The organism is Paraburkholderia monticola (assembly GCF_001580545.1).
Lineage (GTDB): Bacteria > Pseudomonadota > Gammaproteobacteria > Burkholderiales > Burkholderiaceae > Paraburkholderia > Paraburkholderia monticola.
Map to the genome: position 1 here is coordinate 1 of NZ_LRBG01000017.1, position 25,324 is coordinate 25,324.

The window sequence follows — 25,324 nt, forward strand, 5'->3', positions numbered from 1 at the left end:
GGGTGGTGAGGAGTTCTGTCTTCTGAGGATCATCGCGCAACCCCGCATGTTCACGTAAGCACTCGTCGGCAGCGTCAGATGTGTATAAGAGACAGTCGTCGGCTAGTATTACCTGGCCGTCCAACTTTGCGGGGTCACTTCACCTGGGGACGCCGCTTTGCCGTGATGATTCAGCCGTTCAGAAAATCGTCCGCAGACCGAGCGCAACGCCGGTCTGGTTGTCGCGGCCCGGCAGTTCGACCGAGGCCGCGCCCGACACCTTGTTGAAATCGACGGTGCCGTACACCTCGGTGCGCTTCGACAGCGCGTACTCGGCCAGTGCGACGAACGTGTAGCGATAGCCGCTGCCGAGCTGACCGTCGCCGATCGCCGCGTTCGACATGTGGTCGTAGTACGCGGCGCCCGTCAGCGTCAGCGCACGCGTGGTCTGCCACGTGACGCCGGCAAACGGCCCGTTGTCGATGCGGCCCGAGCCCTTGACGATATCGACGCCCGGCACCAGCGTCTGCTGCGCGAGCGCGCTGTCGACGAAACCGGTGTCGTCCTTCGAATGCAGATAGCCGACGTACAGCTTCGTCGAGCTGAACGCATAGACCGCGTTCGCGTTGAAGATGGTCTGCTTGTGATTGCTGTTGTCGCTGTTCTGCTGCACGCCGGCCGCGACCGACAGCGGCCCCGTCACGTACGACAGCGTGAAGCCGTACATATTGCCCGCGCCGAGGTGGCCCGGTATCTGGCCCGAGAAGCCGTCCTCGCCGGTCGATTCCGAGTTCGTACCGAACGAGTACATCGCGGCCACCGTCAGGCCGTTGAACGTGCCGGTGTACTTGACCGCATTGTCCGCGTACAGCCCCGCGCCGAGCGCGCCCGGCAGCCACGAGTTCTCGTTGTAGTTGCCGACCGTGAGCGGGTCGTAGGTGTCGCCGAGCAGGTCGAACAGCGGCGTTTTCTGGCGACCGAGCGTCAGCGTGCCGTACGGGCTGCTGACGCCGACGTAGGCATTGCGATTGAAGATGCGCTGGCTGTCCGTTGCCGAGCCGTTCTGCAGATTGATCCCGCTTTCCAGATCGAAAATCGCCTTCAGTCCGCCGCCGAGATCTTCCGAGCCACGCAGACCCCAACGGCTATTGGTGATCGCGCCGTTGGTCATGTACAGGCGATTGTCGTTCTGGGCGTTCGAATTCGTCAGGTAGCGCACGCTGACGTCGGCGACGCCGTACAGCGTAATAGAGCTTTGCGCCGAAGCGTGTTCGGAAGTCACGGCAAGAGCGGCGCTGCCGACGAGCGCCGCCGTCTTGATATAGCGGATGGGTCTCAATGGATGTCCTGCGGGTGGAGAGAGCTTTTTCTGGTTCAGACGCGGCGCACGCCGAGGGGCGGCGGCGCCGGGCGCGCCGATGATAGACCACGGTCCACCTGGCTTCCTCCGCGCTTTGACGCAATAACCTATTGCCATTTTTGACAATTGCGTCGGTCTGGCTGACAAAAGTTCACTTTCACCCAGGCAAGCTTCGAGTAGTCTCGAATGCTTAGACGAATCGACCTGACTTTCGCAGCGACGCCTGAACCCGTTGTGCGCGTGAGCGCTTTCCGGCATGAATAGCCCATCTTCCCAATCGATCGCGACCTGGCCGGTCGTTCCGGACTTGACCGACGAGCAATGGCAGCGCGTCGCGCCGCTGTTGCCTGAAGCGTTGAGCGACAGACCGCGCCGTGGTCGTCCGCCAATCGACATTCGCCTCGTGCTCAACAGCGTGATGTGGGTGTTGCACACGCGCGCGCCGTGGAGCGCGATGCCCGAGCACTGCGCGCCGTACCAGACTGCGCATCGCTACTATCTGCGGTGGAAAAGATCGGGCGTGTTGAGCGCGATCATGCTCGCGCTGTTCAAAACCGACGACGCTGTAGCAACGCGCGCGACGCGCAGGGCGGCGCGCGCACGGGGTAGCTCAAGCCAGTCGCGCCGCTAGATCTGCTCACGCCCGTAAGCAGAGAGGCGCTCGAGATCGAGCACGTCGATCTGGTTGTACGACAGACGCAAAATCCGCAGCTTCTCGAGGTTCTGCAGCGCCTGATTGATCCGCTGCCGCGACACCCCGGCGAGCAAGCCGACTTCTTCCTGCGAAATGGCCAGCGTGCGGCCCGTGTCGGGGTACAGATCCGGGTTGAACAACTGCGCGAGCGATTGCGCGACACGCGCGTCCACATCGAGCAGCCGGCTGTTCTGGATCGATGCGATGAATTCCCCCATCCGGTTGTTCAGTTGGCGGATCACGAAGCCCGTGAACGGCAGGCTCGATTCGAGCAGCGCATGGAAAGTCTCGGACGGCACGAACATCACCAGCGACGGCTGGATCGCGGCCACGTCGTATTTGCGCAGTTCGCGTTTGATCACGCTGCCTTCGCCGAACCAGCCGCCCGGCGGCACGCCCGACAGCGTGCAGCTGCGTCCCGACGCGTTGTAGATAGCCAGCTTGATGAGCCCGGAGTGCACGCCGATCCAATAGTCGGACGGTTCCTGGCGACGCGCGATCCACGCGCCGCCTTCGAGACGCTCGGCGTGCGCGCTGGCGAGCACCATCGCCTGATGGTCGGCGGCGAGCGCGCGAAACCATGCGCACGTCGCGAACAGCCGCGCAAGTTCGGCGGTCGCGACACGTTGGGGTGGGCGGGTGTCGCCGCGGTCGGTGAGCGGAGCGTCGTTCATCGGCGATAAAGGGGCCTGGAAGCAGTTCCGGCTGAGCCGGGTCAAGGCGAGGCGCCAGCCGCGCCACTCTGTCATTTGAATGACAGACAGTTCGTGACGACAATTGCTAGGCTAGCCCCTGATTCATCCATCAGAACACGATCACGACAATCGGCGGCGCGGCTGGCGCCTCAGGAGACGAAGCAATGACACAGCACATGTTCGACGAAGGCCTCGGGCGGCGCGAAGCCAATTACGTCCCGTTGACGCCGATCGATTTCCTCGTGCGCGCAGCGCAAGTGTATGGCGAGCGGCTCGCGATCGTCCATGGGGAGATTCGCCGCAACTGGCGCGAGACTTACGAGCGCGCACGGCGGCTGGCGAGCGCGCTGCGGCAAGCCGGCATCGGCCGAGGCGATACGGTCGCCGCGCTACTGCCGAATATCCCGCCGATGGTCGAAGCGCACTTCGGCGTGCCGATGGCGGGTGCCGTGCTCAACACGCTGAACACGCGGCTCGACGTCGCGACACTGCTGTTCATGCTGCGCCACGGCGAGGCGAAGGCGCTGATCGTCGATACCGAATACGGCGAGTTCGCGCATCGCGCGGCGCTCGAATTCCCGGACCTCCGCGTGATCAGCGTGGCCGACGCACAGCCCGCCGACGCCGCGCAATTCATCCGCGCGACGGACTACGAGCAGTTCCTGCAAAGCGGCGATCCGTCCTTCGACTGGACCGCGCCCGCCGACGAATGGGACGCGATCGCGCTGAACTACACGTCGGGCACGACCGGCGATCCGAAGGGCGTGGTCTACCATCACCGCGGCGCGTATCTGAACGCGCTCAGCAACATTCTCGAATGGGACATGCCGAAGCACGCGGTCTATCTGTGGACGCTGCCGCTGTTTCATTGCAACGGCTGGTGCTTTCCATGGACCGTGGCCGCGCGAGCGGGCGTCAACGTCTGCTTGCGCAAATTCGATGCGAAGACCGTGTTCGAGCTGATCCGCCGCGAGCGCGTCACGCATTACTGCGGCGCGCCGATCGTGCAGAGTTCGCTCGCGAATGCACCGGCCGAATGGCGCGAGGGCATCACGCATCGTGTGTCGACGATGGTCGCGGGCGCCGCGCCGCCGTCCGCGGTGATCGCGAAGATGAAGCAGATCGGCTTCGATCTGACGCATGTCTACGGACTCACCGAAACCTACGGGCCGGCGGCCGTCTGCGCGAAGCAGGAAGAATGGGACGCGCTCGACGATCAAACCCGCGCCGAGCTGACCGCGCGCCAGGGCGTGCGCTATCACCTGCAGGCGGCGGTCGCGGTGCTCGATCCCGACACGCTCGCGCCGGTGCCGGACGACGGCGAGACGATCGGCGAGATCATGTTCCGCGGCAACATCTGCATGAAGGGCTATCTGAAGAACGAACGCGCGACCGACGCGGCGTTCAATGGCGGCTGGTTCCACACCGGCGACCTCGGCGTGCGCACGGCCGACGGTTATATCCGCATCCGCGATCGCAGCAAGGACATCATCATTTCAGGCGGCGAGAACATTTCGAGCATCGAGGTCGAGGACACGCTGTATCGGCATCCGGCGGTGTCGGTGGCGGCGGTCGTCGCGATGGCCGATCCGAAGTGGGGCGAGGTGCCGTGTGCGTTCATCGAGCTGAAGGAAGGCGCACAGGTGACTGAGGAGGAGATCATCGCGCACTGCCGGCTGTTTCTCGCCGGCTTCAAGTTGCCGAAGGCGGTGCGCTTTGGCGAGTTGCCGAAGACGTCGACGGGAAAGATCCAGAAGTTCGAGTTGCGCGCGCGGATCAAGGCGGAGGGAAAGGGATAACGCACGACGGTTGTCAGCGTTTTACGGTGGCGCGCTTCGACTCACGACGTTGCGCGCCGCCTCATGTTGCCGTCAAATCCCCACCTTGTGCGCGTTCAGAATCAGCCGCAAGCCCAGCGCGGTCACAGCGCCCGCGGCGATGCGATCGATCCAAGCCTTCCAGCGCAGATAGATTTCGCGCGGCCGTTGGCTCGAAAAGCACAGCGCGACGATCGTGTACCAGCCCGCTTCGATCGCGAAGATCGCCGGCGGCAGCGCGAAATAGCACCACAGCGGCGGATGCTGCGGCAGCAGCGCGGCGAAGATACTGCCGTAATAGACGGCCGTCTTCGGATTGCTGAGCTGCGTGCTCAAGCCGATCCAGAACGATTTGCGCGGATTGCCGCCGCTGCCGGTTTGCGTCTCGCTGAACGCGAGCGGCTTCGCGGCGCCACGCCAGATCTTCGACGCGAGATACACGAGGTAGACGCCGCCGGCCACTTTCAGCCCGACGTAGAGCCATTCGACCGTCGCGAGCAGCGTATAGAGCCCGAGCAGCGCGATGCCGCTAAAAAACACGCCGCCGATCCCCATGCCGAGCGCCGTCGCGAGACCGTCGCCGCGCGACAGGCCGATCGCGTTGCGCGCGACGATGACGAAGCTCGGCCCCGGGCTCATCGCGCCTAGCAGCAGCGCGGCGAGGATCGTGAGGATGGCGGTTGAAGCGGGCATGGTCGTGTCTCCTGATGGCGGGCCGATATCGGACCTTCTGGCGAGAATCGAGTCTCGCATTGTCCGTCAATTGCGAGGCGGAGGCCACGATTACTGAAGAGTCGACATTCCCGCAATAAATACAATTGGAAAAAGTTCTTTGCTGCGACCAAAATTCGTCGAATGCTAGAATGACTTTCCATACGCCGAAGCTCCCTCGCAACAACGAGGCGACCCATCAGGCGAAACACGGGCGCAATTCGAGCCACGTCGATTCTTCGAGTAGCCGATTCGCTTGATCCCAGCGCTTCAACTCAGGCGCTTAAATTCAGGATTTGACAGGCATCATTTGCGAATGCGGGTTTCCACGCATTTGCAAGGATCGCGTGAATTCGTCGAATTGCTTCCGTTCAAATTGAATTACGCACAGGCTTCGCGTTGTATTGCGAGAAGCCTGTTTGTCTAATGCCAGCAAGAGCTGCGACACCAATACGTTATGAAAGAACGAGAAACGCAACAACGACTGTTCGAACGCGATGAGAACCTGCGCGAGCGCATGATCGCGTGGATCCGCCGACGCATGGACGACCACAACATCACGATGGAAGCGCTGGCCGAATCGCTCGAAGCCGATGCGAATGCGGTGGCCGCGGTGCGGTATCGCGACGCATTCGGTAACACATGGGACGGTCGCGGTGATAAACCGGCCTGGCTCGCGCGCGCGATTCACGCGGGACAAAGCATCGATCACTTCCGCTGCTGAGCACGCGCGCCAGGACCAGCACGCGCGCCCCACGTGCGAAAAAAAAGCCCGCACAAGGCGGGCTCAATATTTACTGCTTGGAGTTTCGCGATCCAGTCGCGTAACGGATCATGCGCACTTTATGTGAAAGCGATATGAAAGTAAAAAACAATCGCTTCACATCCGCGTATGACCCGATCGCGCATTACAGGTCGAAAAACACGGTTTCCTTATCGCCCTGCATGTGGATGTCGAAGCGATACACGTTAGCCGTGCCGGAAACGCGGCGCGCGATCAGCGTGTCGCGCCGCTCGGCCGGCACCGACGCCAGCACGGCGTCCTGCCCGTTCGCCTGCGCTTCGTCCTCGAAATAGATGCGCGTGAACGTGTGCAGCAGCATGCCGCGCATCGTCAGGATCACGTCGATGTGCGGCGCGTCGCCGGGGCTCGCGCGGCCCGGCTTCACCGTCTCGACGATAAAGCGCTTGTGCGCGTCCGTGCCGGTGCCGACGCGTGCGAAGCCGTGAAAGCCGGTCTTCAGGATTTCCTCGCGCGATTCCGGATAGTGGCCGTTCGAGTCGACTTGCGACATTTCGATCATCGCGTCGCCGACGACCTTGCCGTCGCCGTCGAACACCTGACCGACGATCGTGATGTGCTCGCCGGCCGCTTCCCTATCCGCCAGAACGTTCGTGAACAGGCTCTTGTAGTCGAAGTCGTATTGCTGCGGGCAAAGACCGTAGGCGAAGTAGGGACCAACGGTTTGCGAAGGCGTTTGCTTGAGGGTCGTCATGGCTTAGCGCTCCATCGGGGTTTCGTTCGGGCCGCGCAGCACGATGTCGAAATCGTAGCCGAGCGCATAGGCCTCTTGCGTAATGTCGAGCGAGAACTTCGAGATCATGCGCTCACGTGCATCGGCCGGCGTGCCCTGGTAGATCGGATCGAACGCGAGCAGCGGGTCGCCGGGGAAGTACATCTGCGTGACGAGACGCGAGCCGAAGTGGTCGCCGAACAGCGAGAAGTGGATGTGCTGCGGACGCCATGCGTTCGGATGGTTGCCCCACGGATACGCGCCCGGCTTGATGGTCAGGAAGCGGTAACGGCCTTCGTTGTCGGTGATGCAGCGGCCCGCGCCGAGGAAGTTCGGGTCGAGCGGCGCGTCGTGCTGGTCGGCCTTGTGCACATAGCGGCCGGCCGCGTTGGCCTGCCAGACTTCCACGAGCGTGTTGCGCACCGGGCGGCCGCCTTCGTCGAGCACGCGGCCCGTCACGATGATGCGTTCGCCGAGCGGTTCGCCATTGCGCGCCGCGTTGCGGGTCAGATCGTTGTCGAGCGGATCGAGGTCGTCGGTGCCATAGACCGGCACGCGCTGGTCGCGCAGCCGTTCCTTCAGCGGAATCAGCGGACGCGTCGGGCCGCGTTTGACCGACGAACCGTACGGCGGGTAGATGTACTCGGGATGGGACGCGAAGTCTCGCGGGGAGAGAATTGAATCTTCCATGAGGTGTCTCCGTTGGAGGAATCGTGGGATGCGACGTTATGACTCGCACTTTATACAAAGCGTGCGGTTATGCAAAATGACGTTTTTGCCCGTTTCGTATAACCTTCCGTTATGCAACGAAGTCTCGCGGATAGCCGCGTCAAATTCCGTCATCTCCAGTGCTTTCTGGCCGTCGCGCAGTTCGGCAGCGTCCAGCGGGCGGCTGACAGCTTGTCCATCACGCAGCCGGCGGTATCGAAGACGGTCGCCGAGCTGGAGACCATTCTCGGCGTGAAGCTGTTCGAGCGCGGCCGTCACGGCGCGGTGCCGACGCGCGAGGGGCAGCTTTTCATGCCGCACGCGAGCGCTTGTGTGAGCGCGCTGCGTCAGGGCGTCGATCTGCTTGCGCACGGCGGGGGCGCGGCCGCCGCGACGCTCGAAGTCGGCGTGCTGCCGACCGTCGCCGCGGTGCTGATACCGCCCGTGCTCAGGGAGTTCGCGACGCAATGGCCGCGCGTGATCGTGCGCCTCGCCACCGGCGCGAATCCCGAATTGCTCGAACGCCTGAAAGCGGGCTCGATCGAATTCGCGATCGGCCGCCTCGCGGACCCCGAGCGCATGGTCGGCCTGAGCTTCGAGCAGCTCTTTACCGAGCCGCTGATCACGGTCGTGCGGGCCGGACATCCGCTCGCGCAAGGGGCGGCTTTGCCGGCGACGTCGCTGGAGGCATTTCCGATCGTGCTACCGCCGTTCGGCACGCTGATTCGCCAGTCGGCCGAGAGCCTGCTTGCCGCGTGGGGCGTGCCGCCTTTGTCCGCGTTCGTCGAGGTGTTGTCGGTATCGACCGGGCGCGCGCTGACGCTGGAGAACGGCGCGGTGTGGTTCGTGCCGCAAAGCGCGGTGGAATACGAGCTCGCACATGGCTTGCTGGTGCGTTTGCCGCTGCCCTTCGCAGGCACCGGCGAGCCGGTGGGGCTGATTCGGCGCTCGGATACCCAGCCGTCGGCGGTGGGGCACGCGTTCATCGAGGCGGTGCGCGAGGTTGCGCGGGCCAGAATGTCAGCCGTCTCGGGTAAGGAGGCGGGCAAAAGCATCGGCAAAACCGCAGGCAAATCGGCGCACAAAGGCAGTCCAGGCGACGCGCCGCTCGATTGAGACGGCACGCCGTTCGAGTGATGAACGAACCGGTACAAAAGGACGGTTGCGAACGCCCCGCGACCCGGTGTAAAAACACGGTGCGAAAGCCGCCGAACCCCGGAAACACCGGCCACCGCATCGAAAGACCGTACAAGGAGATTGCCATGCCCAGCGACTTGCCCACTCCCGAGGCCGCGCAGCGCGCCGTGTTGGCACCCGAGCACAATCCGCTCGGCACCGCCGGCCTCGAGTTCGTGGAGTTCGCCGCAAGCGATCCAAAGGCGCTCGGCGAGACCTTCACGCGGCTCGGCTTCAAGGCGATCGCGCGCCATATCAGCAAGGATGTGACACTCTATCGTCAGGGCGAGATGAATTTCCTGATCAACGCGGAGCCCGATTCGTTCGCGTCGCGCTACGCGGAGGAATACGGGGTCGGCATCTGCGCGATCGGGATTCGCGTCGCCGACGCGCAGCGCGCGTTCGAGCGCGCGGTGGAACTCGGCGCGTGGGAGTTCGAGGGCGAGCGCCTCGGCGCGGGCGAGTTGCTGATTCCGGCGATTCAGGGCATCGGCGATTCGCACATCTATTTCGTCGATCGCTGGCGCGGGCGCGGCGGTCAGCGCGGTGGCCTCGGTGATATCTCGATCTTCGACATCGACTTCCGGCCGATCGAAATCGACACGGCCGAAGCCGATCTGAATCACACGGGCAGCGGCCTGAGCGCGGTGGACCATCTGACGCAAACCGTCGGCGAAGGCCGCATGCAGGAGTGGATCGACTTCTATCGCGACCTGCTGAATTTCCGCGAGATTCACGAGCTGCACGCGAACTGGCACGTGTCGGCGGAATCACGCGTGATGGTGTCGCCGTGCGGCGCGATCCGCGTGCCGCTCTACGAGGAAGGCACGCGCCGGACCAACCTGATGCACGAATATCTGCCCGATCATCCGGGCGAAGGTGTGCAGCACATCGCGCTCGCCACCGACGACATCTTCGCGTGCGTCGAGCATCTGCTGGCGAACGGCGTCGAATTCGTCGAGCCCCCGCCGCGCTACTACGATCAACTCGATGCGCGTTTGCCGGGCCATGGTCTGGATGTCGAGCGGCTGCGTCGCACGCATGTGCTCGTGGATGGCGAGGTCGGCGCGGACGGCGTGCCGCTGCTGTTTTTCCAGACTTTCGTGCGCCGCCGCGCCGGCGAGATCTTCTTCGAGATCGTGCAGCGCCGGGGGCATCATGGCTTCGGCGAAGGCAATCTCGCCGCCCTCGCGCAGGCGCGCACGGGCAGCTGAATTTCACGCCCCGTCGGGCCGCTGAGCCAACTCCGGATAAATCGCGCCATACGCGCTCGCTTCGCGCAGCAGCCACTCGCGGAAACTCGCGAGTGGTTTGCCGTGACTCAACTCGGTCGGATACACGAGGTAGTACGCGGCATCGGCGACGGCGGGTGTGTCGAGCGGAATCACGAGGCCGAACTGCTGCAACTGCGTGTCGACGAAAAAGCGTGGCACCAGCGCAATGCCGAGTCCGGCGGCGGCCGCGCTGATCAGCATCGTGTGCAATTCGTAGCGCACGCCCTGCATCGTGCGGTTGTCGTCGACGCCGAGATTGGCGAACCAGCTCGCCCAGCCGTCGGGTCGGGTCGTCGAATGCAGCAGCGGATAGTTGAGTAGTTCGGCGGCGTTGCGGACTCGACGCTTCAGCAGGCTCGCCGCGCACACCGGCACCACGTCCTCGCGGAACAGAAAATCCGCCGACGTACCGGGCCATGTCGGCTTGCCGTAGTGAATCGCCGCTTCGAAAGGCGTGTCGGCGAATGGGAATGTCCCGGTGCGCACGCCCATGTTCACGCGCACGTCCGGGTATTGCTCGTTGAACGAGGCCATGCGCGGAATCAGCCATTGCGATGCGAAAGTCGGCAACACCGCGAGTTCCAGATAACCGCCGCCGCTGCCGTGCGCGATGATCGACAGCGTGTCGCGATCGAGCTGTTCGAGCGAGCGCCGCACCTGCGCGCTGTACACCTTGCCCGCGCGCGTCAGCACCACGCGTTGCTTGACGCGCACGAACAGTCGCACGCCGAGATTGCTTTCGAGTGTATTGATCTGTCGCGACACCGCGCTTTCGGTGAGGAACAGCTCGCGCGCCGCATGCGTGAAGCTCTCGTGCCGCGCGGCGGCTTCGAACGCGAGCAGCGCGCCCATGTTGGGAATCTTGAACTTTCGCACGTTAATTCCAAAAACGCATCAAGTGGCGATTTTATCTCGCTTTACGGGGACGCAGCGGGTTTTGAATAATCTCGCCCGTGATGAGGCGCCCGTGCGGGTGCTCAACGGATAGCGCGGAGATGCCGGATGCGAAACCTGAACAATGCGAACGTCGAACAACTGCTGCTGAAGCTGCTGGGCGCGGAGAAAACCGCGCGGCTTTTCGCGACGCTGAATCATCCTCATGTGTTGAACGAGTGGGAAAGCGGCAGCGTGACGCGCGCCGAACTCGCCCAGGCGCTGAACATGGCGCTGTTCGACGACCTGCTCGCGCGCTCGCAGAACGGCCGTCGCTATACGGACGAAACGGTCGCCGCCGGCGGCAGCGTGTATTTCGATCATGGCGCGCTGCGTACCGTGCGCTGGCCGCACAGCGGCGCGCTGCCGCCCGGCGAGGCCGCGTTCGCGCGCATCCTGCGGCCGCTCGGCTTTCGCATCAACGGCCGCTATCCGCTCGATCGTCTCGGCATGACCGGCCGCGCCTGGGCGCATGAAGACGCGCCCGACGAGATCGCGCAGTTCTTCGTCAGCGAACTGCATCCGGAGCGTTTTTCGGCGGCGTTCCAGCAGGCGGTGACGAACGTGATCGGCGCGTCGCGCGATCCGCTGACGCCGCGCGCGAGCGGCCAATTATGGGAGCTCGAACGCGACGGCGTGCTGCCGCTCGACGCGGCGCACGAGTTGCTACCCGTGATCGTCGGTGCGTTCGCGCGTCAGCACGAGATGCCCCGCGAAGCCGATTACGAAGTATTGTTGAAGGAATCGGCGGAAATGGCGTGGATCGCGACCGAAGGCAACGCGTTCAACCACGCGACCGATCGCGTGGCGGACGTGTTCAAGCTGTCGGACGAAGAAAAGGCGAAGGGTCGTCCGATGAAGCCGGAAGTCGAGCATTCGCGTTCCGGGCGCGTGTTCCAGACCGCGTATCGCGCGGATATCGTGCGGCGCGAATTTCGCGCGGCCGACGGCAGCGTGGTCACGCGCGACGTGCCGGGCTCGTTCTATGAATTCATCACCCGCAAGCGCAGTTTCGATCAGGACGCGCGCCGCTGGGAAACGGACCTGCGTTTCGACGCGGGCAACGCACAGGGCATCTTCCGGATGACCGCAAGCCAGGCGGCCTGAGCGCACACGGCGGCGCGGGCGCCGGCATCGCAGACGAGGTGCGCAGTGGGGACGTCATTGTCATCGGATGAAGCGCGGCGCGTTGGTGCGCAGGGAGGCGTCGCGGACGAGCGCGGCGCATCGGATGAACCGCGCGTCGCCACGCCTTTCGTAGGCAGCGCCGCGCTGTTGCAGGCGCTCGAAAGCGACCTGCGCCGCCATGTGCGCGGCGAAGTGCGATTCGATCAGGGCTCCAAGGCGTTGTATGCATCGGATGCGTCGAACTATCGGCAAGTGCCGCTCGGTGTCGTGGTGCCCGCCGATATCGACGATCTGCTCGCGACGCTCGCCGCATGCCGGCGCCACGACGTGCCGTTTCTCGCGCGCGGCGGCGGCACCTCGCAGAACGGCCAGTGCGTGAACGTCGCGGTCGTGACCGACGCGAGCAAGTATGTGAACCGCGTCGTCTCGATCGATCCGCGTGCGGGCGTGGCGATCGTCGAACCGGGCGTCGTGTGCGATACCTTGCGCAATGCCGCCGAACAGCACGGCCTCACATTCGCGCCCGATCCGGCCACGCATAGCCGCTGCACACTCGGCGGCATGATCGCGAACAACTCGTGCGGCGCGCATTCCGTGATGGCCGGCAAGACGGTCGAAAACATCGAGGCGCTCGAAATCGCGACCTTCGACGGCGCGCGCTTCTGGGTCGGCCCGACATCCGAACCGGAACTCGAACGCATCATCGCCGCGGGCGGCCGGCAAGGCGAAATCTACGCGGCGCTCAAGCAACTGCGCGATACCTACGCGGAACAGATTCGCGCGAAATATCCGCGGATCAAGCGGCGCGTGTCGGGCTTCAATCTCGATCAACTGCTGCCGGAAAGCGGCTTCAACGTCGCGCGTGCGCTGGTCGGCAGCGAGGGCACGTGCGCGGTGACGTTGCAGGCGAAAGTGCGTCTCGTGAAGAGTCCGGCGAGGCGCGTGATCGTCGTGGTCGGCTTCACCGACATCTACACGGCGGCGGACGCCGTGCCGCATTTCACGCGCTGGGGACCGATTGCGATCGAGGGACTCGACCGCGCGATCATTCGCGGCTTGCAGGCGCGCGGCCTGAAGAAGGAAGAGATCGCGCTATTGCCCGAGGGCGATGCATGGGTCGTGCTCGAGTTCGGCGCGGATACCCAGGACGAGGTGCTGCAACAGGCCCGGGCCGCCGCCACGTATTTTCAGTCGGGCGCGGCGGGGCCGGAGATCTCGACGATGCTCGTCGAAGAGCGCGCGTTGCAGGCGAAGGTGTGGTCGATTCGCGAGACGGGTGCGTCGGCGGTGGCGTTGTCGGTGGATCGCGACAAGCCGGATCCGGTGGTCGGCTGGGAAGACGCGGCGGTCGATCCGCTGCGGCTCGGCGATTATCTGCGCGCATTTCAGGCGCTCGTCGACCGCCATGGCTACGAGACGAGCCTGTATGGCCATTTCGGCGACGGCTGCGTGCACGCGCGCATCACGTTCGATCTGCGCAGCGCGGAAGGTATCGCGACGTGGCGCCGGTTCTTGCGCGAAGCAGCGGAACTGGTGGTCGAATTCGGCGGCTCGCTGTCGGGCGAACACGGCGATGGCCAGGCGAAGGCCGAGTTTCTGCCGATCATGTACGGCCCCGAACTGATGCAGGCGATGGAACAGTTCAAAGCGATCTGGGACCCGGCGAATCGCTTGAATCCGGGCAAGGTCGTGCACGCGTATCGCGCCGACGAAAACCTGCGCATCGGGCCCGCCTACAAGCCGGTGACGCTGCACACGAAGCTTGCGTTCGCGAGCCAGGAAGGCGATGGTTTTCAGCGTGCGATCGAACGCTGCATCGGCATGGGCAAATGCCGCTCGCTCGAAGGCGGCACGATGTGCCCGAGCTATCGCGCGACGCGCGAAGAAAAGTACTCGACGCGCGGACGTGCGCATCTGTTCTGGGAAATGCTGCAAGGCGACGTGATCGCCGATGGCTGGAACAGTCGCGAGGTGAAAGAAGCGCTCGACACGTGCCTCGCGTGCAAGGGCTGCAAGTCCGATTGCCCGACGCATACGGATATGGCGTCGTATAAAGCGGAGTTTCTCGCGCACTACTATGAGAACAATCGTCGGCCGCGTCAGGCGCTGTTCATGGGGCGGATCGGCGAATGGGCGCCGTGGGCCGCGCGTTTTCCGCGTGTGACGAACTTTCTGACGACGGCGCCCGGTTTGTCCGCGCTCGGCAAATGGATGGCGGGCGTAGCGCAAACTCGCGCGTTGCCACGCTTTGCCGCCAGGACTTATAGACAGAGCGCGTCGTCGCAAGCATCCGCGATTCACGCGCGTGGCGACGACGTTAAGAAAGTGATCTTGTGGGTGGACACGTTCAACGACCACTTCACGCCCGAGATCGCCCAGGCCGCAGCTGAGGTGCTCACGCAACTCGGCTGGCATGTCGTGCTGCCGAACAAGCGTCTGTGCTGCGGGCGCCCGCTGTACGACTTCGGCCTGCTCGAACGCGCGCGCGAACTGCTCACGCATATCGTCGATGACCTCGCGGACGACATCGCCGCCGGCGTGCCGCTGGTCGGTCTGGAACCGGGCTGTCTATCGGTCTTCAAGGACGAGTTGCTGAAGCAACTCCCCGATCACGCGCTGGCGAAGAAGCTGTCGGCGCAAACGTATCTGTTTTCCGATTTCGTCGCGCGTCAGCCGTTCGAGTGGCCGACGCTCGCCGCCGATGTAATCGTGCACGGCCATTGTCATCAGAAGGCGTTGTTCGGCATGCAGGGCGATACGGCGTTGCTGAACAAGCTCGGCGTCAAATGGAAGCTGCTCGATACCGGCTGCTGCGGGATGGCGGGGTCGTTTGGCTTCAACGTCGAGCATCACGCGATGTCGGAAAAGATCGGCGAGGACAGGCTGTTTCCGGCGGTGCGCGAGGCCACCGCGGCGAATGCGGCAACGATCGTGCTGACCAACGGCTTCAGTTGCCGCGAGCAGATCGTGCACGGCACGGGACGACACGCGCTGCATATCGCGCAACTGGCACAACGGGCGCTGGCGGCGCGCTGAGTGCGGGCGCGTCGCGGCCGCCGCAGGCCGATCATTGCCTGTCCGCTGTGGACGGTAGCTTACGCGTTCAGTCACGGGTATCGTCGACCTCTTTGCGGACTGTTCTCTCTCCCCATGGCAGTCATTTGGAACTGAACAAACGTGCGCACAACAGAAGCTCTATCACAAAGCCTTCAGGAGAGCTTCTCGCGCAACCGTACAAGCCACCAGCGCCACATCGGTACCTGAATTGGAGGTCGGTGAGTCGTATCCGTCACGCAGGTTGCGATCTCCACGTATTTTCCGGACACCATCCCGAAGCTTGTCTTCGGAGTTTCATCGCTGTTCCACTGGCACAACCAACTGTTTGTGTCATGAACTGCGCAGAACGAAAGCTCACGTCGCATACCCGGATCACCCATCGTCCAATACCACACGGAATGTTGGTCAACCGACACCTTGTACGTGAAAGGCGGGTACGTTTTATCCTTGCCGTAGCAGACACCGTCGACCGGTTCTCCGTCACAAGACAACATGTAGACCGTCACTTCATTTTCGAGCGGAGTACGCATGGATGTCGCGACGGCAAGGAAGGCAAATGCCATCGCGACCAGCAAGTGACCCGTTAGCCGTTTCATGCTCGCGGAGCGGCCACCAGGATGCGTGGCAACGACGTTTGCAGCCTCTATAGAACCGTGAAGCCGGTAAGCGTGCGGCTTCAGACGTGACGATAGGACGGAGTGCATATCAATCCACCTTCAATTCGTCACGCGATACGGCCGCATCATCTCATTGTCTTCATGCGTGAGGACATGACAGTGCCACACGTAATATCCCTGCGTCGGGTCGAACTCGTACAGGTTTTGTCCCGCGTCGGATTGGTTGGCAGTTAGAGGAACGCTCGAAGGCGTCCATCGCACGAGAATTCTGAGCACCTGTCCTGAATGTGCATCCGCCGTGTCCTTCCATCCCGATTCCCCAGACGTTGGGGGGATGGTGGCGCCTTCCAGGTAGCCACTGAAGGGAAGATTGCCGCCAAGCGCACCGTCTTTATTGGGCGTTGAGTAGTCGAGCGGAGGGCCATAGTCGGCGCAGTACGTGCCGGCCGTGCATCCCGCCGGCAGAGGCGTTGGGCTGCTTCCTGCCGCACCGAATGCTTTGGTCCAGTCCGACAGATATTGCGCTGTATTGACGGCCTGACGATTGAGCACCTGGAACTGCGTCAGATGGAGATGAACCGGATGGCTGGCCCCAGGCATCGTCGACAGATAGAGGATTTCCCACATTTCCGTCGAACCCACGCGTGGCAGTTCGCTGATGCCATCGCTCGGGAAATCGTGGGCGATGGCGACCGACTCCAGACCGTTCCACGTGGTGTTATTGACATACTCTTTGATTTCCGTGGGGACGGGGCCACCAGACGTCTCGACGTGGTCGTAAAGGACCAACTGCCTGACACGATCGACTTTCACTCCGGATGGTACGTTGCCGTTTCCGTCGGTCAGACGAACGATCGGAATTTTCCTCGCGCAAAGCCCGGACGCCGCGTCCGGGTTTGCGGGATCACAACTGGTATCAGGCGTCGATGTCGACGCCGCAACCCGGAATTGCATGATGTCGGGCAGTTGAACGTCCTGGCCGCGCTGCGAATTCGTCATTTCGATCGTCTGGCCGGCAAAGTTGGAGAAGTCGACGATGATGTCGGCCCGCTCTCCTGGCGATACAGGTAGCCCCCCGGACGTACCATCCGAAGAAGCCGTAAGCGGAACAGGCTTGTCGAAATAGTTGTCATCCGCTCCGACCAGATAAACGGGCACCTTGCCAAAGACGAATGTATATCCGCGGTTCAGACTGCCGTTCAGGATATGCAGGCGATAACGTCGCGGCTCGACGTTCAGGTAAGGGAAGGCGGCCCCGTTCACGACTGCGACATCGCCCTCGAAAATCGGACTCCAGAATGGGTGATTAAGGGAAGGCTGCTGGGTTGGCAGGTACTGCTGACCATGCGTGTCGAACATGTGGTCCTGTACCGCCATTTCAATTTCGTCGGGACCGCTGGGATAGCCTTGCGGCTCCGTGTTGGGGTCCTTGAGAAAATAGAATCCCGCGAGCCCCGCGTAGACGTTCAGACGCGTGACGCCCAGAGCATGATCATGGAACCATAGCGTGCCTGGTTCCTGCGAATTTGGATATCGATAGATCGCCGTGCCGGGAGCGGGGCTGCCGATCGTGTGGAAGTCCGCGCCTTTCAGTCCGTTTGGCGTGAACCACGATTCCGGATCGCCGTCGTAGGCGGCGGGAATTTCAGCACCATGCAAGTGGACAACAGCGGGAACCGGTCCGATGTAATTCTGCTTGCATGGCGCACTGACGCCAGTGCTCTGCATCGCCATCCCGCAACCGCCCTTCAACGGATCGGCCCAGTGCACGGTTTGGTCGAATGGCAGTTCTCCTTGAACCAGCCCAGGGCCGCTGGGGTTCGCCGGATCAAAGCTCGGCAGTTTGTTGACGTAGGTGGCCTGAGTCGGGACGCCGCGCTGGGCCACGATGGTGACCGCCGGCCAGTGGGCTGGACCCAGCACCGTGCCTGTGCCGGAATCGGTGGTCTGGTATGTCCACACGCGTGTCGGACCCAACGTGACGCCCGAGCCGCATTGCGGGTAGGAACCTTGAGGCAGCACCTGCTGACTGGTCTCCATCATGGTGACGGTCAGATTGGGGTGAGCAGCGGCATCCACGCGCGGTATTGAGCCGGCCGGTCCGAACACCGGCAGGCTGACCACGAACTTCGGAAGGCACGTTCCATCCAGTTTCGTCTGCACAACGACAGTGGGAGGGCTATCAATGTCGCTCTGGCAGCCATGCGCGAAAAAGATCGACGACACGACAGCAACGGTCAAGGCGATCATCCCTGGTCGAGACCTTGTTGGCGGTTTCCGATGTTCTGCCGCATCTTGGGACATGGCATCTCTCCTTCATTTACTGCCTGCTTTATTGCGGATGACTAAGGTCTGAAGTTCGCCTTTTTGGGTTTGATGCCCTGCGCCAATTGCCGTCGCCCACTTCGCAAACCGTGCAATTCGAGGCATGGCCTTAACTCAGTGGAGATCAAACAAAGTGTGTAAGATTGAGCGCACTTTGGCATCACCAGAAATGGTGATGGTCGCGTTGAATGGCCTCCACACACGGAGCCTCCCTTGCAACGTAACGAACTCCTGGAAGCTGTCGATCTGATCTATGCTGCCGCGCTCAACGAAGGTGCGAGCTGGCAGGATGTGGGTGACAAACTGATGGCGCTTATGCAGGCACAACGTGCGACGTTGTGGTTCGCGGACGAGGGTGGCATGCCGGGCAACCTTCTGATGCGGCATGATTCGTATGACGAAGAATACGCGTCGAGGTATGTTCTTCTTGATCCCTATCGTGCATCCGCGCGCGAGGTGAGTGTCGAGGAAACCGTGCGCCGGCGGGGGGACGTCCGGCTCGGTCACGAGATTGTTCCGGACGCCAGCTATGTGAAAAGCGAGTTCTACGGCGACTTCGGTCGCAAGAGCTCGCGACGCTACATGATCGGCGGCCTGATCAGTGTATCGAAGGTCATTCCGCTTGGATTGCACCGGGATGCCGCATCGCGGCCATTTAGTGAAGAGGACAAACGTACTCTCTCCCAGTTGCTTCCGCATTTGCAGCGCGGGCTTCAGATGCGCGCCCGGCTAGTGCCCACCACATCAAGCCTTGGCGCTGGCGCGCTCGATGCCCTTCCGATTGGCGTCATTGTCGTCGACAGGGAAATGCGGATCCTTTACAACAACGCGGAAGCCGCAGCGTTGCTAAGCGATTCGCAATCTGGGCTCTCTTCAGGACGGCCTCGGCCCGGAACCGTCACGAGCGCATTCCGACTTTTCGCGCGGCATCCCGACGACGATGCGCAGCTTTGCCGCCTGGTGGCCGCCGCCTCCCGAGGCGGTGCCGGTGGCGGCATGCAAATCCACGCGCGTCCAGGCGTGTCGCCAGGCGATTCCACCATGCTGTCGGCTTTGGTGTGCCCCGCTCTGCGACACCTGTCTTCGTCAACGCAGCCGAATATGGGCACGGGCGTCGTCCACGGCGCGGCGACCGTGCTCACGCGCCATCTGCTCAGGCCGTCATCGCCGCCCGTCGGGCTGCTCATCGATCTGTTCGGACTCACTCGCGCTGAAGCGGAAGTCGCGGTCGCCCTGGCGGGCGGCGTAACGGCTGAAGACGTCGCGCGTACCCGACGCGTATCGCTCGACACGGTACGCAGCCAGATTCGCACCGTTCTGAGAAAAACGGGGGCTTCTGGACTACGCGATTTCGAACGTCTTATCGCTTTGAGCTCGACAATGCATACGTCGGGTTCGCTTTACGTTCGATGCCCCGAGGACGACAGTTTTCGAGCGCGGAGTTGATCTGCATGCGAATGGAGCCGCGCGAACTGTCTTTGATGAGCGCGGGCATGGTGGAAAGGAAACTGTCCGGATAGCACGTTGACGTTGCGTTTTCCGGGCATCTGAAGATCGCAGGACACTGACGGCAGTGGGGCGAACAGAGCCCTCCCCCGGGAATTCCGCGAAAAACCTATTTCTTCGCCGATTCGTTCCCAGTCGGCGGCGTGTGCGGCAGGTCCGCGTTGGTCGCCATCCACAACACTTCGGCGTCTTCCTCGCTGGTCGACACCGCCGCGTGCCCGGTACGGCTGTCGAAATAGAGGCTGTCGCCCGCATTCAGATGCGTCGGCGCATACAGCTCTGAATAGAGACATACGCTGCCGCTGATCACGTAGAGAAACTCCTCGCCCTCGTGGCGGCCCCAGTCGTCGAAGGCGTCGAGCGTGTGCGCCGAGATGCGGATCCGAAACGGCAGCATCGCCTTGTGCGCGAGGTCGGTGGCGAGCAACTCCATCTGATAGCCGCGATAGGCGTGACGCTGGCCTTCGTTCTTGCGCGTCAGCGCGCGCCGGCCGCTCGCGCTGACTTTCGGCGTCGAGCCGAATAGTTCGCCGATTTCGATCTTCAGGCCCAGCACGATTTTTTGCAGCACGTCGAAAGTGGGGGACATCAGGCCGTTTTCGACTTTCGACAGCGTCGAGCGCGAGACCCCGCACAGGCGGCTCGCGGTTTCGAGCGTCAGATCCTGCGCCTGACGGGCGGCGCGCACGCGCCGGCCGAGATCGGTGGAAGACGCGTCGGCGGATTTGGTGAGGTGGGTGTCCATGAGGCTTGCTGCTGTGCGGGTGCGCGCTGGATCGGAGCGAATAATGTTTCCGATCATAACATTTGGCGCGGCGGGTGCTTTGGTACGCCCATTCAGGCGTTCGTGCGGCTTTCTCATCGGAAACGCCAGAGCTTTGCGGCGAACTCGACACGTCGTCCGAACGCCTGTCGCGCAACAGCGAAGCGTCTATTTGACGGCCGCGATGCAATCGATCTCGATGTCGAAAGGCCCGAACCAGGCGGGCACGCTGACGAAAATCCGGGCCGGCGGATCGACCGGGAAATAGCGCTTGTAGACCGCGTTGACCGCGGCGAATTTCTCGACCGACGTGCAATAGACGTTGCACTTGAGCACGTGATCGAGCGACGAGCCGGCTGTCTCCAGACACAGCTTCATCTGTTCGAGCACGAGTTCGGTCTGCCGCTCGATCGGCGCGTTGACCACTTCACCGGTCTCGGGATCGAACGGCGGAAAACCCGACACGTAGACCGTATCGCCGTGACGCGTGACGGCGGAGGTCGGCGCTTTCAATTTTTCGAGGTAAGTCGACAACGGTTCGACGCGGATGATTTCGCGAGGCATGGCGCTCTCCTGCTATAGAGACAAGGTTTCGGGTGGTCGCAACGCTTCACGCATCGCGGTTGAAAAGCGCGTTGAGCTGGGTCCCGGCCGCCGCGCCCGTGAAGTCGAAGCGGCCATCGGCCAGCGCCTGAGCAGCGTGCATGAAGCCACCCCACGCCGCGCGCGCGAGGCCGCCGCCGACGCTGATGCGCCGCACGCCGAGCGCGGCCACGTCCTGCAGCGTCAGGTCCGACGTCGAGCCGATCAGCAGATTGACGGGCTTCGGCGCGACGGCGGCAACCACCGCTTCGATCTGCTCGCGCGTCTGAATGCCGGGCGCGTACAGGCAGTCGGCGCCCGCCGCCGCATAGGCCTTCAGACGCGCGATCGCATCGTCGAGATCGGGCTTGCCCGCGAAGAAGTTCTCTGCGCGCCCGATCAGCAACGTGTCGCCGCCGGTCTGATCGATCGCGCGCCGCGCCGCGCTGAGCCGCTGCACGGCGACGTCGACCGCAAAGAGCGGCGCGGCGTGGTCGCCGGTCGAGTCCTCGATCGACAGACCCGCGACACCCGTTGCCACCGCCAGCGTCACACTTTCGGCAACTTCTTCCGGATCGCGGCCGAAGCCGTTTTCGAAGTCGGCGTTGACCGGCAGGTCGGTCGCGTCGACGATCGCGCGCAGGTGCGCGAGGATCGTTTCGCGCGGCAGTGCGTTGTCGGCATGCCCGGTCGACCACGCAAAACCGGAACTCGTGGTGGCGAGCGCCTTGAAGCCGAGCGTGTGCAGATAGCGGGCGCTGCCCGCGTCCCACGGATTGGGCAGCACGAAACATCCGGACGAGTGCAGCGCGCGGAAGGCGGCGCGTTTTTCAGCGGCGGTGCGGGGCATCGCATTTCTCCATGAAGTGAGAGAGCAAATCGGCATTCACCAGGGGAAAGTCTATGTCCGTATCGAATGCACGGTCGATGAAAATAGTGGCGAGTTTCGCCGGCGTTTCGAATAATTCAAGAGTTGCTTGACCGCGAGGAGACAGGAAATGAATATCGCGACGCAGATGCGGTCGATTCTTGCCGCGTTGGTGCTTACGCTCGTTGGCTGTGCCGCGGGCGGCGGGAATGGCGGCACGCAAACACATCTCAGTGCAACGCAATGCCGCGACCTGACCGATCTCAAGAACAAGGCACCCGCCACGCACGAGCGGAGCATGAGCGAACTGTCGGCGCTGCAGCAGGCGGGCTACCACCCGGAACGACGCTTCGATCCCGACTATCCGGCGAGTCTCGAACGCGCGCAGCGACAGGTGGAGATCTGGTATCAGGCGGAATGTCCGCAGGCGCGCTCTGGCTGAGTCGGCTCTCGCGGCACGATCTCGCTTGCCGTATGAACGCAAAAAAGCGAGCGCATGCCCGAAAGCATGGCTCGCTTCGTGTCGATCGAAATGGCGAAAGCCGCAAAGGCGGAAAGGGCCAAAGGATGGAAAAGGTCGAAAGGGCCCTTAACTCACGTTATGGTTCGCAACGCCTCACTGACCGTCAGGATTGACCCACATCGGATGTTGACCGGATTGCGACGTTCCGCCCGTCGACGATCCGTATCCCGACGTGTCGCCTTGGCCCTTCATCGCGGAGACGCGCGCCTCGGCCGCCTGAATGTCCGCGGGATACTGGGGATCGCGCGCGGTGGCCGGGTTGTAGCCCGCCTGTTCGAGTTGCTGGACCTCTGCCTTGACTTCGGCGCGCGTGATCGGCTGATCCGATTGCGCGAATGCCGCTGCCGGTGCGGCGATCACGACCGCAAGCGCAACGGCCTGGATAAGCGATTTCATGATATTTCCCTCCCTAGTTGTCTATCCGGCACCGCAGCAATACGGATGCCATAGACGCAGTCTAGGAGTGAGTGCATTCGGGGAAAACCACTAGTCGGCTAATTCAGTATTGCAGAGAACAACCAGTCGGCGAGCTGTAATCTCGCTCCGGTCACACGCCTTTGCGCACATCGACGCGGTAAGTCGTGATTTGCCGGTAAGTATCACCGGGTCGCACGATCACGGCGTCCTGTCCGGTCATATTCACCTCGTTCGGAAAGCCGCCCGCCTCGAGGCACAACCCTGCATGCCGTTGATAGCGAACGCCGCCGCGTCCCGCATTGCCGTTCAGCGCGTTGCCCGTATAGAACTGCAGGCCCCGCTGATCGGTCGCGACGGTCAGCTCGCGTCCGCTGCCAGGATCGTAGGCGCAGGCTACTTCGCGCAACCGCGGCGCGTTGCCGTCGTTGCCGTGTGCCGCGTTTGCCGCGCTTGCCGGTGCCTCGCGCAACACGTAGCAATGATCGAAGCCGCCGGCGCGTGCGAGCTGCGCGTGCGGCCAGTCGAGCCGCCCGCCGATCGGTGCGCTCTGCCGGAAGTCGAACGCGTTGCCCGCGACGTCGGCGAGCTTGCACGGAATCATCGTCGCGTCGACCTCGAAGAAACGCTCGGCATCGATCGACAGCACGTGACCGCGAATGTCGCTGCCCGCGCGTCCGGTCAGATTGAAGTACGGATGGCTGGTCAGATTGAGCGGCGTCGGCGCGTCGGTGATCGCTTCGTAGCCGATCGTCAGCGTGCCGTCGTCGTCGAGCGAATAGCGCACTTGCACGGTCACGTTGCCCGGAAAGCCGGCATCGCCTTCAGGCGACTCGAGCCGCATCAGCAATGCGCCCTCGTCCTCGCTGACGTCCCACAGCGCGCGATGAAAACCGACCGTGCCGCCATGCAGCAGGTTCGGACCTTCGTTGCGATCGAGCGTGTACTCGATCCCATCGAGCGAAAAGCGCGCGTCCGCAATGCGATTCGCCCAGCGGCCGATCAATCCGCCCATGTAGGTCGTGACCGCGACGTATTCGGCGGGCGTGTCGTGGCCGAGCAGAATATCGCCGAGACGTCCCGAGCGATCCGGTGCATGCCACGAGACCAGCGTCGCGCCGAGGTCGCTGATGGTGACTTTCATGCCGTGCGCATTGCGCAGCGTGTAGAGCCGGACGCGATCGCCGCCCTGCAGCGTGCCCCATGGCTCGGAAGAGAGTTGTGCGATGCTGATCATGTGGTCAGTGCGAAGAAAAATAGAAGTGCATGCTCAGCCAGCGGTTTTTGCCTTCGGGCCCACGCGCTCCTGGTATTCGCGCGGCGTGCAGCCGAGTTCGCGGCGAAACACCGCGTACATGTATTGCAACGACGTGAAGCCGCAACGAATCGCGACTTCCGCGCTCGACGCATCGCGCTTCGCGAGCAGCGACTTCGCGACGTCGAGCTTGTGGCGCAGGATCTCCTGATGCACAGTGCATTGGCGCTCGCGCCGGAAGTACTCTTCGAGCGACGAACGCGACACGCCCACATAGTCGGCCACCTGCTCGGTACGGATGCCCTGGCACGCGTACTGGCGAATGAAATGGCGCGCGCGCATCACGTAGGGACTCGCGAGCGGTTGATGCCGCGTCGATTCGAGCACGTTGATGCCGACCGGGGGCACCAGAATGCGGCGCCCCGGAAAGCGTGCGCCATGCAGCATCTGATGCAGGATGTGCGCGGCGGTGCGCCCCATTTCCTCGGTACCCTGGATCACCGACGACAACGGAATGCGCGTCAACGTACGCGTGAGCGGATCGTTGTCGATGCCGATGATCGCCACTTCCTCGGGCACCGGAATGCCGGCGATCAAGCAGGCCTGCAGCAAATGCCGCGCCCGCGCGTCGGTCACCGCGATGATGCCGACCGGCTTCGGCAATTGCCGCAGCCATGCGGTGAGCTGTTCGATCGCCTGGTTCCATGACGTCGCGCTCGTCGACAGACCGCGATAGATCTCGCTATCGATCTGCGCGGCACTGCGTCCGTCCGCGCTGCGCAGATGCGCGAACGCGAGTTCGCGCTGCTGCGCCCAGCGGTTTTCCTGCGCCTGCGGCAGGCTGTACAGCGCGAAGTTTTCGAGACCCGAGCCGATCAGATGCGTGTACGCGAGCGAGACGAGCTTGCTGTTGTCGGTCGCGATATAGGGTAAATCCGGGGGGTACTGCGTCGGATCCTCATACGACGAGCCGACGGCGACCACCGGCAGTGGGCAGTCGCGCAGGGCTTCGTCGACGGCGGGGTCGTCGAAGTCGGCGATGATGCCGTCACCGTCGAAGCGCTGGATACCCGCGAGCCGGCAACGGAAATCTTCTTCGAGGAACAGGTCCCACGCGACGCGTGTGGACAGCAGGTAGTTGCCGATGCCGGTGATGATCTCGCGATCGTAGACCTTGTTCGCGTTGAACAGCAGCGCGATCCGATGGGTCGTCTGAGGTGCTTGCGGACGGGTCATGGCGGTAAGCGGCGGGTGGATCGATGGATCACGCGCCTTTGTCTCCATTGTGTCGGGGTTGGGTTGACCGCCCCGTTTTTAAGCGTCTGGTTATTCTAGGCGCCGAATTACGAGACAGCAGTAAACAAACGCGCGGGCGGTAAGAAACATCAAGCCCGCTGCGAAATTTCGCAATTGCCGCCACCTCGT

24 protein-coding genes are annotated in these 25,324 nt (G+C 63.1%); 9 read left to right on the plus strand and 15 right to left on the minus strand.

What is annotated here, in order from left to right:
- Positions 1–178: 178 nt before the first annotated feature.
- Positions 179–1,300, minus strand: coding sequence for a porin (locus tag CI15_RS16590; RefSeq protein WP_479494851.1), 1,122 nt, complete (start codon positions 1,298–1,300; stop codon positions 179–181).
- Between the two features lie 295 nt (positions 1,301–1,595).
- Between CI15_RS16590 and CI15_RS16595 the strand changes: the two genes are divergently transcribed.
- Positions 1,596–1,970, plus strand: coding sequence for a transposase (locus CI15_RS16595; RefSeq protein WP_062129427.1), 375 nt, complete (start codon positions 1,596–1,598; stop codon positions 1,968–1,970).
- Here the strand turns inward: CI15_RS16595 and CI15_RS16600 are convergent.
- Entirely contained in the window at positions 1,967–2,707 is a 741-nt protein-coding gene (locus CI15_RS16600) for a Crp/Fnr family transcriptional regulator (RefSeq protein ID WP_062129428.1), read from the minus strand. The two genes, CI15_RS16595 and CI15_RS16600, sit on opposite strands and share 4 nt — an antisense overlap.
- Before the next feature lie 185 nt (positions 2,708–2,892).
- Here CI15_RS16600 and CI15_RS16605 point away from each other — a divergent pair, with 185 nt between their 5' ends.
- On the plus strand, positions 2,893–4,527 hold the full coding sequence (locus CI15_RS16605; RefSeq protein ID WP_062129429.1) for an acyl-CoA synthetase: 1,635 nt from the start codon (positions 2,893–2,895) through the stop codon (positions 4,525–4,527).
- Positions 4,528–4,599: 72 nt separating this feature from the next.
- On the opposite strand, the gene CI15_RS16610 is transcribed toward CI15_RS16605, so the two are convergent.
- Positions 4,600–5,238 carry a LysE family translocator gene (locus CI15_RS16610; protein ID WP_062129430.1) on the minus strand — a complete coding sequence of 213 codons (639 nt, stop codon included), beginning with the start codon at positions 5,236–5,238 and terminating at the stop codon, positions 4,600–4,602.
- Positions 5,239–5,713: 475 nt separating this feature from the next.
- On the opposite strand from CI15_RS16610, the gene CI15_RS16615 reads away from it, so the two are divergent.
- Positions 5,714–5,980, plus strand: coding sequence for an H-NS family nucleoid-associated regulatory protein (locus CI15_RS16615; protein ID WP_062129431.1), 267 nt, complete (start codon positions 5,714–5,716; stop codon positions 5,978–5,980).
- Positions 5,981–6,164: 184 nt separating this feature from the next.
- On the opposite strand, the gene pcaG is transcribed toward CI15_RS16615, so the two are convergent.
- Together pcaG and pcaH are read right to left on the minus strand one after the other, a co-directional pair.
- The gene (gene pcaG / locus CI15_RS16620) at positions 6,165–6,752 is read right to left on the minus strand and encodes a protocatechuate 3,4-dioxygenase subunit alpha (RefSeq protein WP_062129432.1); all 588 of its coding nucleotides are present in this window, start codon (positions 6,750–6,752) and stop codon (positions 6,165–6,167) included.
- A gap of 3 nt (positions 6,753–6,755) precedes the next feature.
- Positions 6,756–7,460 carry a protocatechuate 3,4-dioxygenase subunit beta gene (pcaH, locus tag CI15_RS16625; protein WP_062129433.1) on the minus strand — a complete coding sequence of 235 codons (705 nt, stop codon included), beginning with the start codon at positions 7,458–7,460 and terminating at the stop codon, positions 6,756–6,758.
- A gap of 111 nt (positions 7,461–7,571) precedes the next feature.
- On the opposite strand from pcaH, the gene pcaQ reads away from it, so the two are divergent.
- The gene (gene pcaQ / locus CI15_RS16630) at positions 7,572–8,594 is read left to right on the plus strand and encodes a pca operon transcription factor PcaQ (RefSeq protein WP_062129434.1); all 1,023 of its coding nucleotides are present in this window, start codon (positions 7,572–7,574) and stop codon (positions 8,592–8,594) included.
- A 146-nt stretch (positions 8,595–8,740) separates the two neighbouring features.
- Positions 8,741–9,868 (plus strand): 4-hydroxyphenylpyruvate dioxygenase family protein, encoded by a 1,128-nt coding sequence (locus CI15_RS16635; RefSeq protein ID WP_062129435.1) that lies wholly within the window; start codon positions 8,741–8,743, stop codon positions 9,866–9,868.
- 3 nt (positions 9,869–9,871) lie between these two features.
- Here the strand turns inward: CI15_RS16635 and CI15_RS16640 are convergent, their stop codons facing one another.
- Positions 9,872–10,804 (minus strand): LysR substrate-binding domain-containing protein, encoded by a 933-nt coding sequence (locus CI15_RS16640; protein WP_174543236.1) that lies wholly within the window; start codon positions 10,802–10,804, stop codon positions 9,872–9,874.
- A gap of 126 nt (positions 10,805–10,930) precedes the next feature.
- Between CI15_RS16640 and CI15_RS16645 the strand changes: the two genes are divergently transcribed.
- Both CI15_RS16645 and CI15_RS16650 read left to right on the plus strand, forming a co-directional pair.
- The gene (locus CI15_RS16645) at positions 10,931–11,968 is read left to right on the plus strand and encodes a DUF1338 domain-containing protein (protein ID WP_062129437.1); all 1,038 of its coding nucleotides are present in this window, start codon (positions 10,931–10,933) and stop codon (positions 11,966–11,968) included.
- A gap of 45 nt (positions 11,969–12,013) precedes the next feature.
- Positions 12,014–15,025, plus strand: a complete 3,012-nt coding sequence (locus tag CI15_RS16650) for an FAD-binding and (Fe-S)-binding domain-containing protein (protein WP_062129438.1) — start codon at positions 12,014–12,016, stop codon at positions 15,023–15,025.
- A 173-nt stretch (positions 15,026–15,198) separates the two neighbouring features.
- On the opposite strand, the gene CI15_RS16655 is transcribed toward CI15_RS16650, so the two are convergent.
- Together CI15_RS16655 and CI15_RS16660 are read right to left on the minus strand one after the other, a co-directional pair.
- On the minus strand, positions 15,199–15,750 hold the full coding sequence (locus CI15_RS16655) for a hypothetical protein (RefSeq protein ID WP_153041128.1): 552 nt from the start codon (positions 15,748–15,750) through the stop codon (positions 15,199–15,201).
- 12 nt (positions 15,751–15,762) lie between these two features.
- Positions 15,763–17,967 (minus strand): multicopper oxidase family protein, encoded by a 2,205-nt coding sequence (locus tag CI15_RS16660; RefSeq protein WP_153041129.1) that lies wholly within the window; start codon positions 17,965–17,967, stop codon positions 15,763–15,765.
- A gap of 234 nt (positions 17,968–18,201) precedes the next feature.
- On the opposite strand from CI15_RS16660, the gene CI15_RS16665 reads away from it, so the two are divergent.
- Positions 18,202–19,434 (plus strand): PAS domain-containing protein, encoded by a 1,233-nt coding sequence (locus tag CI15_RS16665; protein ID WP_062129441.1) that lies wholly within the window; start codon positions 18,202–18,204, stop codon positions 19,432–19,434.
- 169 nt (positions 19,435–19,603) lie between these two features.
- Here CI15_RS16665 and CI15_RS16670 read toward each other — a convergent pair whose 3' ends face one another.
- The 4 genes from CI15_RS16670 to CI15_RS37150 all read right to left on the minus strand — a co-directional run bounded on the left by CI15_RS16670 (position 19,604) and on the right by CI15_RS37150 (position 21,930).
- A complete protein-coding gene (locus CI15_RS16670) occupies positions 19,604–20,239 on the minus strand; it encodes a helix-turn-helix domain-containing protein (RefSeq protein ID WP_062129442.1) in 636 nt (211 codons plus the stop codon).
- Positions 20,240–20,425: 186 nt separating this feature from the next.
- Entirely contained in the window at positions 20,426–20,821 is a 396-nt protein-coding gene (locus CI15_RS16675) for a RidA family protein (protein WP_062129443.1), read from the minus strand.
- A 46-nt stretch (positions 20,822–20,867) separates the two neighbouring features.
- Entirely contained in the window at positions 20,868–21,689 is an 822-nt protein-coding gene (locus tag CI15_RS16680; RefSeq protein WP_062129444.1) for an isocitrate lyase/PEP mutase family protein, read from the minus strand.
- Positions 21,670–21,930, minus strand: coding sequence for a hypothetical protein (locus tag CI15_RS37150; RefSeq protein ID WP_162532570.1), 261 nt, complete (start codon positions 21,928–21,930; stop codon positions 21,670–21,672). Before CI15_RS37150 ends, CI15_RS16680 begins: the two co-directional genes overlap by 20 nt.
- Here CI15_RS37150 and CI15_RS16685 point away from each other — a divergent pair.
- Entirely contained in the window at positions 21,838–22,149 is a 312-nt protein-coding gene (locus CI15_RS16685) for a DUF4148 domain-containing protein (protein ID WP_062129445.1), read from the plus strand. The genes CI15_RS37150 and CI15_RS16685 overlap by 93 nt on opposite strands.
- A gap of 174 nt (positions 22,150–22,323) precedes the next feature.
- On the opposite strand, the gene CI15_RS16690 is transcribed toward CI15_RS16685, so the two are convergent.
- The 3 genes from CI15_RS16690 to CI15_RS16700 all read right to left on the minus strand — a co-directional run bounded on the left by CI15_RS16690 (position 22,324) and on the right by CI15_RS16700 (position 25,135).
- Entirely contained in the window at positions 22,324–22,626 is a 303-nt protein-coding gene (locus CI15_RS16690; RefSeq protein WP_062129446.1) for a DUF4148 domain-containing protein, read from the minus strand.
- A gap of 151 nt (positions 22,627–22,777) precedes the next feature.
- The gene (locus CI15_RS16695; protein ID WP_062129447.1) at positions 22,778–23,881 is read right to left on the minus strand and encodes an aldose epimerase family protein; all 1,104 of its coding nucleotides are present in this window, start codon (positions 23,879–23,881) and stop codon (positions 22,778–22,780) included.
- Between the two features lie 33 nt (positions 23,882–23,914).
- Positions 23,915–25,135 (minus strand): XylR family transcriptional regulator, encoded by a 1,221-nt coding sequence (locus CI15_RS16700; protein WP_062129448.1) that lies wholly within the window; start codon positions 25,133–25,135, stop codon positions 23,915–23,917.
- Positions 25,136–25,324 lie beyond the last annotated feature (189 nt).